Origin of the sequence: Pseudomonas sp. PDM14, assembly GCF_014851905.1 — a bacterium.
GTDB lineage: Bacteria > Pseudomonadota > Gammaproteobacteria > Pseudomonadales > Pseudomonadaceae > Aquipseudomonas.
In genome coordinates this window covers 1,005,071-1,018,340 of record NZ_JACVAQ010000002.1, presented here as the reverse complement: position 1 = coordinate 1,018,340, position 13,270 = coordinate 1,005,071, and the positions used below count along the sequence as shown (strand labels likewise).

8 protein-coding genes and 1 pseudogene are annotated in these 13,270 nt (G+C 66.9%); 5 read left to right on the top strand and 4 right to left on the bottom strand.

Going from position 1 to position 13,270, the window contains the following annotated elements; genetic code table 11:
* The first annotated feature begins 132 nt into the window (after positions 1-132).
* Both IB229_RS17290 and IB229_RS17285 read left to right on the top strand, forming a co-directional pair.
* Complete coding sequence (locus IB229_RS17290) at positions 133-1,668, top strand: MFS transporter (protein ID WP_192331144.1); 1,536 nt, start codon at positions 133-135, stop codon at positions 1,666-1,668.
* A 13-nt stretch (positions 1,669-1,681) separates the two neighbouring features.
* Positions 1,682-2,815, top strand: coding sequence for an HlyD family secretion protein (locus tag IB229_RS17285; protein WP_192331143.1), 1,134 nt, complete (start codon positions 1,682-1,684; stop codon positions 2,813-2,815).
* 209 nt (positions 2,816-3,024) lie between these two features.
* Here the strand turns inward: IB229_RS17285 and IB229_RS22340 are convergent, their stop codons facing one another.
* Positions 3,025-3,780: a methyl-accepting chemotaxis protein gene (locus IB229_RS22340; RefSeq protein WP_412547806.1), complete on the bottom strand. Its 756-nt coding sequence runs from the start codon at positions 3,778-3,780 to the stop codon at positions 3,025-3,027.
* 114 nt (positions 3,781-3,894) lie between these two features.
* Positions 3,895-4,056: pseudogene (locus IB229_RS22335) on the bottom strand (HAMP domain-containing protein); the annotation flags it as partial.
* A 779-nt stretch (positions 4,057-4,835) separates the two neighbouring features.
* On the opposite strand from IB229_RS22335, the gene IB229_RS17275 reads away from it, so the two are divergent.
* The 3 genes from IB229_RS17275 (at position 4,836) to IB229_RS17265 (ending at position 12,166) form a co-directional block, all read left to right on the top strand.
* Positions 4,836-5,681, top strand: a complete 846-nt coding sequence (locus IB229_RS17275) for an SGNH/GDSL hydrolase family protein (RefSeq protein WP_225579166.1) — start codon at positions 4,836-4,838, stop codon at positions 5,679-5,681.
* A 109-nt stretch (positions 5,682-5,790) separates the two neighbouring features.
* Positions 5,791-9,918, top strand: coding sequence for an ATP-dependent RNA helicase HrpA (hrpA, locus tag IB229_RS17270; protein WP_192331141.1), 4,128 nt, complete (start codon positions 5,791-5,793; stop codon positions 9,916-9,918).
* A gap of 148 nt (positions 9,919-10,066) precedes the next feature.
* Complete coding sequence (locus IB229_RS17265) at positions 10,067-12,166, top strand: CHASE2 domain-containing protein (protein WP_192331140.1); 2,100 nt, start codon at positions 10,067-10,069, stop codon at positions 12,164-12,166.
* A gap of 14 nt (positions 12,167-12,180) precedes the next feature.
* On the opposite strand, the gene IB229_RS17260 is transcribed toward IB229_RS17265, so the two are convergent.
* Positions 12,181-12,780 carry an OmpA family protein gene (locus tag IB229_RS17260; protein WP_192331139.1) on the bottom strand — a complete coding sequence of 200 codons (600 nt, stop codon included), beginning with the start codon at positions 12,778-12,780 and terminating at the stop codon, positions 12,181-12,183.
* Positions 12,781-12,794: 14 nt separating this feature from the next.
* Positions 12,795-13,247 carry a FecR domain-containing protein gene (locus tag IB229_RS17255; RefSeq protein WP_192331138.1) on the bottom strand — a complete coding sequence of 151 codons (453 nt, stop codon included), beginning with the start codon at positions 13,245-13,247 and terminating at the stop codon, positions 12,795-12,797.
* Between the last annotated feature and the right edge of the window lie 23 nt (positions 13,248-13,270).

Genomic DNA, 13,270 nt, shown 5'->3' with positions numbered 1-13,270 from the left:
TTCACGCATGTATTGATTTGAAATATTGCAATTTTCGGCATTGCCGGCGACCCATAGACTTTGCGCACTCACCATTGTCCGGGTTTGTCGCATGTCGCTATTCGTTTCACTCACCGCCAGGGTCCATGCCCGATGAGCGCTGCGCTGGCTGCCCAACTCGCGCCTGCCCAGGCGCCTGTGGCCGCGCCGCCAGTGGCTACGCTCGGCCCGCGCATTATCGTCGGCCTGCTCGGGGTACTGCTGGCGGTGCTGGTCGCGGGCTTCAACGAGAACGTCACCAAGGTCGCCCTGGCCGATATTCGCGGCGCCATGGGCATCGGCCATGATGAAGGCAGCTGGCTGATCGCCCTGTATGCCGCGCCGTCGGTGTGCGCCATGGCCTTCGCCCCGTGGTTCGCGGTGACCCTGTCACTGCGCCGTTTCACCCTGTGCGCCATCGCCGCCTTCATGGTCCTCGGCCTGCTCAGCCCGTTCGCCCCGGACGAGCGTAGCCTGATGTTGCTGCGTGCCCTGCAGGGCCTGGCCGGCGGCGCGCTGCCGCCGATGCTGATGACCGTGGCGCTGCGCTTCCTGCCGGCCAACATCAAGCTCTATGGCTTGGCCAGCTACGCCCTGACCGCCACCTTCGGCCCCAGTCTGGGCACGCCGCTGGCGGCGTTCTGGGTCGAGTACGTCGGCTGGCAGTGGGCGTTCTGGCAGATCATTCCCAGCAGCCTGCTGGCCATGGCCGCCGTCGCCTGGGGCCTGCCGCAGGACCCGCTGCGCCTGGAGCGTTTCGCCCAGTTCGACTGGCAGGGCCTGCTGCTCGGCTTTCCCGCCATCAGCATGCTGGTGATCGGCCTGGTTCAGGGCGAGCGCCTGGACTGGTTCGCCTCGCCGCTGATCACGGTGCTGCTCGGCGGTGGCGCGGCGCTGCTGGTGCTGTTTCTGATCAACGAGTGGTCGCATCCGCTGCCGTTCTTCAAGTTGCAACTGCTCAAGCTGCGCAACCTCAGCTTTGCTTTGTTCGCCCTGGGCGGGGTGCTGTTCGTGCTGTTGGCGTCGAGCCTGATTCCGTCCAGCTACCTGGCTCAGGTGCAGGGCTACCGGCCGCTGCAGACCTCGCCGGTGATGCTCACGGTGGCGTTGCCGCAGTTGCTGGCGCTGCCGCTGGTGGCGGCGCTATGCAACCTGCGCGGGGTCGATTGCCGCTGGGTGCTGGCCACCGGCCTGGCGCTGCTGGCGGGCTCCTGCGTGCTCGGCTCGCAGATCACCTCGGCGTGGATTCGCGACGATTTCTACCTGGTGCAGGCGCTGCAGATCTTCGGCCAGCCGATGGCGGTGCTGCCGTTGCTGATGCTCTCCACCGGCAGCATCGTGCCGGCGCAGGGGCCGTTCGCCTCGGCCTGGTTCAACTCGGTCAAGGGCTTCGCCGCGGTACTGGCCGGTGCGCTGCTCGACGTGCTGAGCACCGCGCGCCTGCATTTCCATTCCACCAGCCTGGTCGACCGCCTCGGCAACACACCGTTGCTCGACGACAGCGTCAGCCTGGCCGCACGGGTGCACCAGCAGGCAGTGGTGCTGACCTCGTCCGACCTCTACCTGAGCATGGCGCTGCTGGCTGTCGTGCTGATCCTGATCATTCCTTTCGTGCCCACGCGCATCTATCCGCCGCGCGCCGTTACCTGAACCGGAGACCGTCATGAGCGATTCCATCTCGCGCCCATCCAACCCCGTCCTGCTGCCCGGCCTGGCGCTGCTTCTCGGCCTCGGCGTGTGGGGCGTCTGGCACCTGCTGCTGGCCGAGCGCCATGAGCAGGGCACCAACGATGCCTTCGTCAGCGCCGACTACACCCTGGTGGCGCCGAAGGTCTCGGGCTTCATCGACGAGGTGCTGGTGCAGGACAACCAGCGGGTCAAGGCCGGCGAGTTGCTGGCGCGCATCGATGACCGCGACTACCGCGCCGCGCTGGATGGTGCGCGCGCCGAAGTGGCCAGCGCCCAGGCGCAACTGGCCAATGCCCAGGCCACCCTGGACCGCCAGCAGTCGCTGATCGACCAGGTACACGCCACCCTGCAGGCCGACCGCGCCGAAGTGCTGTTCGCCGAGCGCGAGCGCGAACGCTACGAACGCCTGGTCGGGCGCGGCGCCGGCACCGTGCAGAATTCGCAGCAGGCGCAGAGCCGCTACGACAGTGCCCGCGCCAAGCAGCAGGAAAACCGGGCCGGCCTGCTGGCCACGCAGAAGCAGACCGACATTCTCGCCGCCCAGCGCGACGCCGCCAGTGCCGCCCTGCAGCGCGCCCTGGCCAATCAGGAACGGGCCGAACTGGACCTGTCGCACACCCAGTTGCGCGCGCCGGTGGCCGGTATGGTCGGCCGCCGCGCGGTGCGCGTCGGGGCCTACGTGAAGCCGGGCGATGTGCTGCTGGCCGTGGTGCCGCTGGAGCAGGCCTACGTGGTGGCCAACTTCCAGGAAACCCAGCTCGACCACATGCGCCCCGGCCAGGTCGTCAGCATCCGCGTCGACAGCTTTCCCGACGAAGTCCTGCGTGGCCATGTGCAGAGCCTGGCGCCGGCGACCGGGGTGACCTTCGCGGCCATTGCTCCCGACAACGCCACCGGCAACTTCACCAAGGTGGTGCAGCGGATCCCGGTGAAGATCGTGCTTGACCCGGACCAGCCGCTGATCGGCCACCTGCGGGTCGGCATGTCGGTGGATGCGCGGGTCGATACCGCGGCCACCGTCGACGGCCTGGCCTGCAACGACGATGGCTGCCAGGCGCAGCAACCGCTGGCCGAGCGCCGTCCGAACCAGAGCGCGGACGCCACCTAGTGTGGTGGGTGAATAGCGTGGCGGATATCGACGTAAGGTGCGCCATGCGCACCGCAGTCACCGCATAGGTGATTGGTGCGCACGGCGCACCAATCAGTGCTTGTGATGGATGAACAGAGCGTCATCCACCCTGCGGACGGTGTGCAAGAGACGGCGGATGTCGTGAGGCGAAGAGGGCGCGCCGCCTGCTGGCGACGCGCCGGGTTGGCTCAGAGCTTGAGCTGGCCGATGGCCTTGCTCAGCTCGCTGGCCAGGCCGACCAGCTCGGCGCTGGTGTTGGCCGAGTCGAGGGTCTGTTGCACGGTGCGTTCGGTGACATCACGGATGCCGACGATGGAACGGGTCATCTCCTCGGCCACCTGGCTTTGCTGTTCAGCGGCCACGGCGATCTGCGTGTTGCTCTCGCGCATCAGCGCCACTGCGTGGGCGATGGTCGCCAGGGCCTCGCCGGTGGCGCCGGTTTCTTGCACGCACTGGTCAGCCTTGATCGAGCTTTCATGCATGAAGTCCACCGCGTCGCGGGTGCCGGCCTGCAGGTTGCCGATCATGCGGGTGATCTCGTTGGTCGACTCCTGCACGCGCTTGGCCAGGTTGCGTACTTCATCGGCGACCACGGCGAAGCCACGGCCCATCTCGCCGGCGCGTGCCGCTTCGATGGCGGCGTTGAGCGCCAGCAGGTTGGTCTGTTCGGCGATGCCGTGGATGGTGTCAACCATGCCGCCGATGGTCTGGCTGTCTTCGGCCAGGCGCTGGACCATTTCCGCGGTCTGCTGCACGCCTTGCGAGAGGCTGGCGATGGCATGGCCGGCACGGTCGACCACTTCACGTCCGGCGCCGCTGAGGCGGTCGGCCTCGGTGGACTGGTCACGGGTATCGGCGGCGTGCTGGGCAATGTGGAACACCGTGGCGGACATCTCGTTGATCGCGGTAGCGGCCTGGTCGGTCTCGCTCTGCTGACCGAGCATGCCGTGGCGCACTTCGTCCATGCTGCTGGCCAGGCGCTTGGCGCCTTCGTCGAGGCGTGCGGCGGCCTGGGCCACGGTGCTGACCACGCGCTGGTAGCCACCCTGCATGGCGTTGAAGGCGCCGGCCATCTGCCCGACTTCATCGAGGCTGTCGCTCTGCGCGCGGGCGGAGAGGTCGCCGCTGCGCTCGACGTGGAGCATGATGTCCTTCAGCGAATTGAGGTGGCTGAGGATGAAGCGGATCAGCAGCTGCGAGGCGGCGAGCAGCAACAGCATCAGCACGGCGACGGCTACGGCGTAGGCACCAGCGCGTTCCTGGAAGATCTGCCACGGGCTGGGTGCGCGGGCGAGCAGGGCCAGGCGCTGGCCGTCGGCAGCATCCTGCACCCAGGCGCCGACCGCAGCGTCGTCCTGCCAGAGGCTGTCGGGCTGCAGCTCGACGAAGCCGCTGCCCGTTCCCAGGGCGGCGGTATCGACACCGCTCACGTTCGGGCGGCTGCCCTTGGCGAAGCTGATCAGGTCGGCGTTGCGCGGCAGCGGGCTCTGTGCCGGCCAGGACGCGAGCAGGGCGCCATGGGTCTTGGTCGCCTCACGGGCGGCGTCGAGGCGGCCGCTGTGTTCCTGGCAGATGGCGAACAGCACCAGCAGCAGGGTGATGACGAAGACCACCAGATTGACGGCCCAGAATTTGTACTTCAGCGAAAGGTTGCGGATCCAAGTGCCCATATCTGACTTCTTTTTGGGTAATTGACTGGCATTTGGCCATAGCTTGCCCGGATGCTGCCAGCGCAGCATTGACTCCAATCAAGATGACGCAAAAGACCCCTGCTTACTGTAGCGGATGAGTGGCGCCGATCTTTAGCGTGCGGGTTGGCGGCGCATGCTGGCGGCTGGCCAGTGCGAAGGGCCCGTTGGTCGAAAAATGACCTGCCTTTCGTCGATTGGCCGTCCGGGCTCTGGTGTCGTCACGTCGATTTCGCATAATCGCGCCTGTCATGCGGGGCGTCAGGTTTGCCGTACCCGGTTACGGTCAACCCGCCACTGCGAGTGCATCGATGCGAAATCATGTTCGTAACATCCTGCTGGCCTGCCTGTTCTCGGCGCCGGCCCTGGTCCTTGCGGCCGAAGCACCGTTCACCCAGCCCACCCTGCAGCACAACCCCGTGGCCCAGTCCGTGCTCGGTCAGGCCGAACAGGGCAAGCCGCTGAGCGTGCTGTTCGTGGGCAACAGCTACACCTTCTACAACGACCTGCCGAAGATGGTGCAGCAGATGTCCGTCGACGCCGGCCAGGCGCGCCCGCTGCAGGTCAAGGACGTCACCTTCGGCGGTGCCAGCCTGCAGGCCCACTGGCAGCGTGGCGAGGTGCAGAAGACCATCGCCAGCCAGCACTGGGACTACGTGGTGATCCAGGATTTCAGCACCATGCCGGTGGACAACCCCGAGCTGACCCGCCAGTACGTGCGCCTGGTCAGCGCCGCGGCACGCAAGGCCGGCGCCCAGCCGATCCTCTACCTGACCTGGGCGCGGCAGAACAACCCGGCCATGCAGACCCAGCTGGACAGCGTCTATACCGGCCTGGCCAGCGAGACCCACGCGCTGCTGGCGCCGGTCGGCCAGGCCTGGCAGAAGGCCCTGGCCAGCCAGCCGCAGCCGGCATTGTTCATCGATGACGGCAGCCACCCGTCGTACACCGGCTCGTACCTCACCGCCTCGGTGTTCTACGCGCTGATCTACGGCACCCAGCCGCCCGCGCCGTCGGCGGCCCAGGCCGCGCGTTTCGAACGCGCCAAGGCCGCTGACCTGCAGCAGGTGGCGTGGAACTCCCTGCAGTCGCTCGACGTGGCCCTGCGCACCGTACCGGCCGAACTCGCCGCGGCGGGCATTCAGGCCACCCGCTAAGCGCCACAGCCAACCGCCCGGGCACCGCTCCGGGCGGCACGGCGACCAGGCGCCGCGGCCGGGGGAAATCTGCGACAATCGCGCCTTTGCCACGATTGCCAGCCGCCAGATGACCGACGCCGTTCCCGCCATCGACCCCCTCCTGAAGAACCTCTCGCAGACCCTGCTGGCCGACCGCCATCGGTTGCGCCGGCAGTTGCACGAGCTGCACAAGGCCGGCCACGCCGACGAGGCCAAGCTGGCGCAGTGGCTGGAGCGCTTCCAGGCTTCCGTGGCCAAGGTCGAGGCGCGCAAGCGCAGCGTGCCGGCCATGCGCTACGACGACAGCCTGCCAATCGCTGCCAAACGCGACGAGATCAAGAAGGCGCTGCAGGAACACCAGGTGCTGGTGATCGCCGGCGAAACCGGTTCGGGCAAGACCACCCAGCTGCCGAAGATCTGCCTGGAGATCGGCCGTGGCGTGCATGGCCTGATCGGCCACACCCAGCCGCGCCGTCTGGCCGCGCGCAGCGTCGCCACCCGGGTGGCCGAGGAAATCGGCACGCCGCTCGGCGAGCTGGTCGGCTACCAGGTGCGCTTCGAGGACCAGAGCAAGGACAGCACGCTGGTCAAGCTGATGACCGACGGCATCCTGCTGGCCGAGACCCAGCACGACCGCTACCTGGAAAAATACGACACCATCATTGTCGACGAGGCCCACGAGCGTTCGCTGAACATCGACTTCCTCCTTGGCTACCTGAAGACCCTGCTGCCGCGCCGGCCCGATCTCAAGGTGATCATCACCTCGGCGACCATCGACCTGGAGCGCTTCAGCAAACACTTCAATGGGGCGCCGATTGTTGAGGTCTCCGGGCGCACCTACCCGGTGGACACCTGGTACCGTCCGCTGGCCGCCGAAGTGGACGAGGAGGGCGAGAGCCTGCTCGACGACCTCACCGTCGACCAGGGCATCCTCGCTGCGTTGGATGAGATCGCTGCCCATGAGAAGGCCGAGGGCAAGCGCCCCGGCGACGTGCTGATCTTCCTGCCCGGCGAACGCGAGATCCGCGATGCCGCCGAAGTGCTGCGCAAGGCCAACCTGCGTTTCACCGAAGTGCTGCCGTTGTATGCGCGACTGACCCCGGCCGAGCAGCAGAAGATCTTCGCGCCCATGAGCGGGCGCAAGATCGTGCTGGCCACCAACGTCGCCGAGACTTCGCTGACCGTGCCGGGCATCCGCTACGTGATCGACAGCGGCACCGCGCGGATCAGCCGCTACAGCTACCGCGCCAAGGTCCAGCGCCTGCCCATCGAGGCCATTTCCCAGGCCAGCGCCAATCAGCGCAAGGGCCGTTGTGGCCGCGTCGAGCCGGGTATCTGCGTGCGCCTGTACAGCGAGGAGGATTTCCTTGGCCGCCCGGCCTTTACCGATCCGGAAATCCTGCGTACCAACCTGGCCGCGGTGATCCTGCAGATGCTCCATCTGCGCCTGGGCACCATCGAGGATTTCCCCTTTATCGAGCCGCCGGATGGCAAGGCCATCAGCGACGGTTTCAACCTGTTGCAGGAGCTCTCGGCGGTCAACCGCGAGAGCCAGCTCACCCCGCTCGGCCGCCAGCTGGCGCGCCTGCCCATCGACCCGCGCCTGGGGCGCATGGTGCTGGAAGCGGCCAAGCTCGGTAGCCTGGACGAGATTCTCATCGTCGCCTCGGCGCTGTCCGTACAGGACCCGCGCGAGCGGCCGATGGAGCGCCAGCAGGCCGCCGACCAGGCCCATGCACAGTGGAAGGACGTGGATTCCGACTTCGCCGCGCTGATCAACCTGTGGCGCGGCTTCGAGGAGAAGCGCCAGGAGCTGGGCAGCAGCCCGCTGCGCAACTGGTGCAAGAAGAACTTCCTCAACTACATGCGCCTGCGCGAATGGCGCGACTCGCACCGCCAACTGGTGCTGATCGCCCGCGAGCTGCAGCTGGCGGAGAGCAAACGGGGCCAGACCGCCAACGCCGAACCCGCTTCCCGTAGGAGCGAGCTTGCTCGCGATCAGCGTGGTGTCGGTCAGGCACCGAGCGGGCAGGATCGTCGGGATGCCGCACCACAGCAAGCAGGCTCCTACACACCAGCAGAGCAACCGACCACCGACACCAAGGTCAACGTGATCCTTCGCGAGCAGGCCGAGGCCAGCGAAGCGGCGCAGCGCGCCAAGGGCTACGCCGCGGTGCACAAGGCGATCCTGTCCGGCCTGCTCAGCCAGATCGGCCAGAAGACCGAGGACGGCGACTACCTCGGCGCGCGCCAGCGGCGTTTCTGGATTCACCCCTCCAGCGTGATCGGGCGCAAGAAGCCGACCTGGGTGATGGCTGCCGAACTGGTGGAAACCACCAAGCTGTTTGCCCGTCAGGTGGCCAAGATCGAGCCGGACTGGATCGAGCCGCTGGCCGGCCACCTGATCAAGAAGAACCACTTCGAGCCGCACTGGGAGAAGAAGCGCGGCCAGGTGGTGGCCTTCGAGCAGGTCACCCTGTACGGCCTGATCGTGGTCGGCCGGCGCCCGGTGCACTACGGCCCGGTCGACCCGGTGGCCTCGCGCGAGCTGTTCATCCGCGAAGGCCTGGTGCGCGGCGAAATCAACAGCCGCGCCAAGTGCCTGAACGCCAACCGCCTGCTGCTGGAACGGCTCGACGAGCTGGAGGCCAAGGCGCGGCGCCGCGACATCCTCGCCGACGAGGAAACCCTGTTCGCCTACTACGAGGCGCGCATCCCGGCCGAGATCAACCAGGCCGCCACCTTCGAGCACTGGTACAAGAGCGAGAGCGCGAAGAACCCGCAGCTGCTGATCATGCGCGAGGAAGACGTGCTGGCCCGTGACGCCAAGGAAGTCACCGCCCAGCAGTACCCGGACATCCTGCACATCGGCGAGCTGCAACTGCCGCTCACCTACCATTTCGAGCCCAACCACCCGCGCGATGGCGTGACCCTGCGCGTGCCAGCACCGTTGCTGCCGCAACTGCCGCCCGAGCGCCTGGAATGGCTGGTGCCCGGCCTGCTGGAAGCCAAGGCCATCGCCCTGGTGCGCAACCTGCCCAAGGCGCTGCGCAAGAACTTCGTGCCGGTGCCGGACTTCGTCGGTGCTGCGCTGAGCAAGCTCACCTTCGGCCAGGGCAGCCTGCCGGACAGCCTCGGCCGCGAGCTGCAGCGCATGACTGGTGCGCGGGTTTCCGAGGAAGCCTGGGTCGAGGCCGCTGCGCAGCTCGACAGCCACCTGAAGATGAACCTGGAAGTGGTCGACGCCAAGGGCAAGTTCCTCGGCGAAGGCCGCGACCTGGCCGAGCTGTGTGCGCGCTTCGCCGAAGCCAGTCAGGCCGCGCTGGCCATCCCCCAGACGGACAAGGCGCAGCAGCCGGTGCAGGCCAAGGCCTTCGCCGAAGTCGCCGAGAAGACCCAGCAGAAGATTGCCGGGCTCTCCATGACCGTGTTCCCGGCGCTGGTGGAAGAGGGCGGGGTGGTCAAGGAAGGGCGCTTCCCGACCCAGGCCGAAGCCGAGTACCAGCACCGCCGCGCCCTGCAGCGCCTGCTGCTGCAACAGCTCAACGAGCCTGCGAAGTTCCTGCGCAACAAGCTGCCAGGGCTGACCGACCTGGGCCTGCTCTACCGCGACCTGGGCCGCGTCGAGGCACTGGTCGAGGACATCCTCCTGGCCAGCCTGGACAGCTGCATCCTCGACGGCGAGGCGACCTTGCCGCGCGATGGTGCCGCCCTGGCTGCCCTGGCCGAGAAAAAGCGCGGCGCCTGGGCCGATCACGCCGAGCGCCTGGCCAAACTGACCCTGGATATCCTCAAGCTGTGGCACGGCCTGCAGAAGCGCTTCAAGGGCAAGATCGACCTGGCCCAGGCCATGGCCCTCAATGACATCAAGGCGCAGCTGGCCAACCTGGTGTATCCCGGCTTCGTCCGCGAAACCCCGGCCGAATGGCTCAAGGAAGTGCCGCGCTACCTCAAGGCCATCGAGCAGCGCCTGGACAAGATCGGCAGCCAGGTACAGCGCGACCGCGTCTGGGCTGGCGAGCTGGCCGGCTACTGGGAGCAGTACCAGGCGCGCCTGGCCAAGCACGCCCAGGAGGGCAAGCGCGACGCCAACCTGGCGCTGTACCGCTGGATGCTCGAGGAGTACCGCGTGTCGCTGTTCGCCCAGCAACTGGGCACGAAACTGGCGGTGTCCGACAAGCGCCTGAGCAAGCAGTGGAGTGCGGTGGAGAGCTGATCGTTGGTAGCGGCCGCACCCTGCGGCCGCCATGATTGCCTTGCCCGCGTGCCTTCTCGTATGGTGGCGCAACCGCGGCGCCTGCTCGTCAGGCGCCGTGTTCCGTCCCGCCGGAGCCGACGACCCCGTGCCCCATTCACGACCTTCCATGCCGAATGTACTGATATGCCTGACGGTTGTGCTGGCTTGCCTGGCGGTGTTCCTCTGGCAACCGTTGCCGTTGCAAAACCTGCGTACCGCGCTGTTCGACCAATACCAGCGCTGGCAGCCACGGGTGCATCAGGACGTGCCGGTGCGCATCATCGATATCGACGAGCAGAGCCTGCAGCGCATTGGCCAGTGGCCATGGCCGCGCACCCAGGTCGCCGCGTTGGTGGAACATCTGCAGGCAGCGGGCGCCGCAGTCATCGTTTTCGACGTGCTCTTCGCCGAGGCCGACCGCACCTCGCCCGAGGCGCTGATGCGCAGCGACGACCTGCCAGCCGCTCTCGTGGAGCAACTTGCCGCGTTGCCCCGTCATGATGCCCGCCTTGCTGCGGCCATCGCGCGCAGCAAGGTGGTGCTGGGCTTCGCCCTCGAACGTAAACCGTCGTCTGCCGGTTTGCCGCTGAGCCGCTTCGGCCTGGTCGAACTAGGCGGCCCGGTACTCGGTCATCTCCCCGCATTCCAGGGGGCGATCCGGCCATTGTCATTGCTCGAGCAGGCGGCCAGCGGCAGCGGCACGCTGACGTTCCGACCCGATAGCGATGGCGTGGTGCGTCGAGTGCCGCTGCTCGTCGGCGTCGACCAGGCTGTTCGCCCCTCCCTGGTTGCCGAGGCCCTGCGCTTGCAACAGCGAGCCGCGCACTACCGCACCTTGACCGGCGCGGCGGGCGTCGAACGCATCGATATTGGTCGCCTGAGTATCCCGACTACCGCCGAGGGCGAACTCTGGGTGCATTTCAGCCGCTCGCACGGCCCGCGCACGGTGCCCGCCTGGCAGGTGCTGGCAGGGCAGGCACCAGCGGCGCTGACGGGCAGCATCGCGATTGTCGGTACCTCCGCCCAAGGGTTGCAGGACCTGCGTTTCAGCCCGCTCGGCGGGATCATTCCCGGTGTCGAGGTGCATGCCCAGGCGCTGGAGCAGATCCTCACCGGCAGTTACCTGCAGCGGCCGGGCTGGGCCATCGCCGTGGAAGCGCTGAGCCTGGTTCTGGGCGGCCTGCTGGTGTGCCTGCTGGCGCTACGTCTGCAGGCGCTGGCTTCGGCACTGCTCGTCCTCGGTCTTCTCGTCGGGCTCAACGCCGCGGCCTGGTATGCCTTCAGCAGTCAACGCCTGCTGCTCGACCTGTTCACCCCGGCGCTCGGCCTGGCGCTGGTCTTCATCGCCGCGAGCCTGATCCGCCACATGGCGGCCGAACGGGAGCAGCGCTGGATCCGTCAGGCGTTCTCGCGCTACGTGTCACCCAACCTGGTCAAGCACCTGGTCGAGAACCCCGGCCAGCTGACTCTGGGCGGCCAACGCCAGACCTGCAGCTTCGTCTTCACCGACCTCACCGATTTCACCGAAATGGTCGAGCGCAAGGAGCCGGAAGCGGTAGTCAGTTTGCTCAATGCCTACCTCGACGAAGTCATCGCCATCGCGTTTCGCCATGAAGGCACGCTCGACCGTATCGTTGGCGATGCGGTGGCCATCATGTTTTCCGCGCCGCTGGCGCAGCCGGACCATTGTGCGCGGGCGCTGGCCTGTGCACTGGAAATCCATCATTTCGCCCGTCGCTATGCGGCCGAGTTGCAGGCGCGTGGTGTCCGCTTTGGACAGACGCGCATCGGCGTGCACAGCGGCGAGGTGGTGGTGGGCAACTTCGGCGGTTCGACGATTTTCGACTACCGCGCGCTCGGTGATCCGGTCAACACCACCTCGCGCATCGAAGGCCTGAACGCCCATATCGGCACGGCCCTGTGCGTTTCCGAGGTGATTCGCCAGCAGTGCGCGCAGGTGCCGATGCGGCCGGTCGGCAAGGTGCTGCTCAAGGGCAAGCGGCAACCATTGCGGGTGTTCGAACCGCTGCAGGCTGCGGGCATCGGCGGTGAACGGGACGACCTCTACGAGGCGGCTTACCGCCTGTTGGCGGACGATGCCGCAGGTGCCCGTGAGGCATTCGAGCTTCTGCATGAGCAGCGCCCCGATGATGGCCTGGTGGCCTTCCATACCGGGCGCCTGCGTGCCGGGGAGCGGGGCGATTCGTTCGTCATGACCCGCAAGTAGATGCCCGCAAAACGCTAGCGGATGGTGACTTCCACCCGACGGTTCTTCGGTTCCGGCGTCTCATCGGGAGTGGGGATCAGCAGGTTGCTTTCGCCATGCGAGGTGACGATCAGCTCCAGTGCCTGCAGGCCGGCGGCTTGCAGCAACGTGGCGATATGCTGCGCGCGGCGTAACCCGAGCTTTTCGTTCCAGGCACTGCCGCTGGTGGTGTCGGTATGGCCGATCACCGATACGGCCGAGGGGCCGCGGTCGCGCAAGGTCTGCAACAGATCCTGTACGGCGATCTGCGACTGCTCGGTCAGTGCGGTGCCGCCGGTCTTGAAGTACAGCTGGTAGCTTTTTGGTAAGGCCGGCTGCGCCGCCATGGCTGCGGCAAAATCCTTGTCGATGCGCGGGCGCTCCACTGCGAAGGTCTGCATGTCCGCGCCATCCAGTGCCACGCCGTGCTGGCGCTTGTCGATGCGCGTCACGCCCTTGGCCGTCTCGACGACGATCGCGCCGGTGCTGCCGTCCGGACTTTCCATCAGCACCACATAGGATTTGCTCGACGCGCAGCCGGAGGCGAGCAGGGCGAAGAACAGCAGGAACAACCCGCGTTGGAAGGACCGGAGCATGCTTGGCGTCTAACTCAGCTGACCTTGACCAGGAAGTGAGTGCCCCGCACGCCGATGGTTCCGGTCGGAGTGTTGATTTGCACGGCTTCGGGCTTGAGCTTGGCGATGATGCCGGAGATGTAGTTGAGCGTGCCGCGGGTGATTCGTGCGCTCAGCTGCAACGAGTCCTGGCTGGGCTCGAACGCGTAGGCGTCGATGGACAACTCGCTTTGGGGCCCGACGGACATCACCGTGCTGTCTTCCAGGGTCACGCCCATGGAGCCCGTTGGTCCGGTTTTCAGCAGGCTGCCGAGGTGCAGGGGGGTGCCCACGACGGCGGGTTGTAGCTGGCCATTTTCCTGGACGAAGGCTTCCCCCTGCACTTTCATCACATAGCCGATGATCGGCTTTTGCTCTGCAGCCGAGAGGGCGGGCGACATCAGCAGGCTGGCGAACAGATAGAAGCCGATTCTTTTCAAAGCAAACATAGTAATCTCCCTGCTGGCATCGA

What these genes read in the sequence shown, in the direction of transcription:
- IB229_RS17290 (WP_192331144.1), top strand. Translation starts at nt 133, where the DNA reads ATGAGCGCTGCGCTGGCTGCCCAACTCGCGCCTGCCCAGGCGCCTGTG.
- IB229_RS17285 (WP_192331143.1), top strand. Translation starts at nt 1,682, where the DNA reads ATGAGCGATTCCATCTCGCGCCCATCCAACCCCGTCCTGCTGCCCGGC.
- IB229_RS22340 (WP_412547806.1), bottom strand. Translation starts at nt 3,780, where the DNA reads ATGCTCGGTCAGCAGAGCGAGACCGACCAGGCCGCTACCGCGATCAAC.
- IB229_RS17275 (WP_225579166.1), top strand. Translation starts at nt 4,836, where the DNA reads ATGCGAAATCATGTTCGTAACATCCTGCTGGCCTGCCTGTTCTCGGCG.
- hrpA (WP_192331141.1), top strand. Translation starts at nt 5,791, where the DNA reads ATGACCGACGCCGTTCCCGCCATCGACCCCCTCCTGAAGAACCTCTCG.
- IB229_RS17265 (WP_192331140.1), top strand. Translation starts at nt 10,067, where the DNA reads ATGCCGAATGTACTGATATGCCTGACGGTTGTGCTGGCTTGCCTGGCG.
- IB229_RS17260 (WP_192331139.1), bottom strand. Translation starts at nt 12,780, where the DNA reads ATGCTCCGGTCCTTCCAACGCGGGTTGTTCCTGCTGTTCTTCGCCCTG.
- IB229_RS17255 (WP_192331138.1), bottom strand. Translation starts at nt 13,247, where the DNA reads ATGTTTGCTTTGAAAAGAATCGGCTTCTATCTGTTCGCCAGCCTGCTG.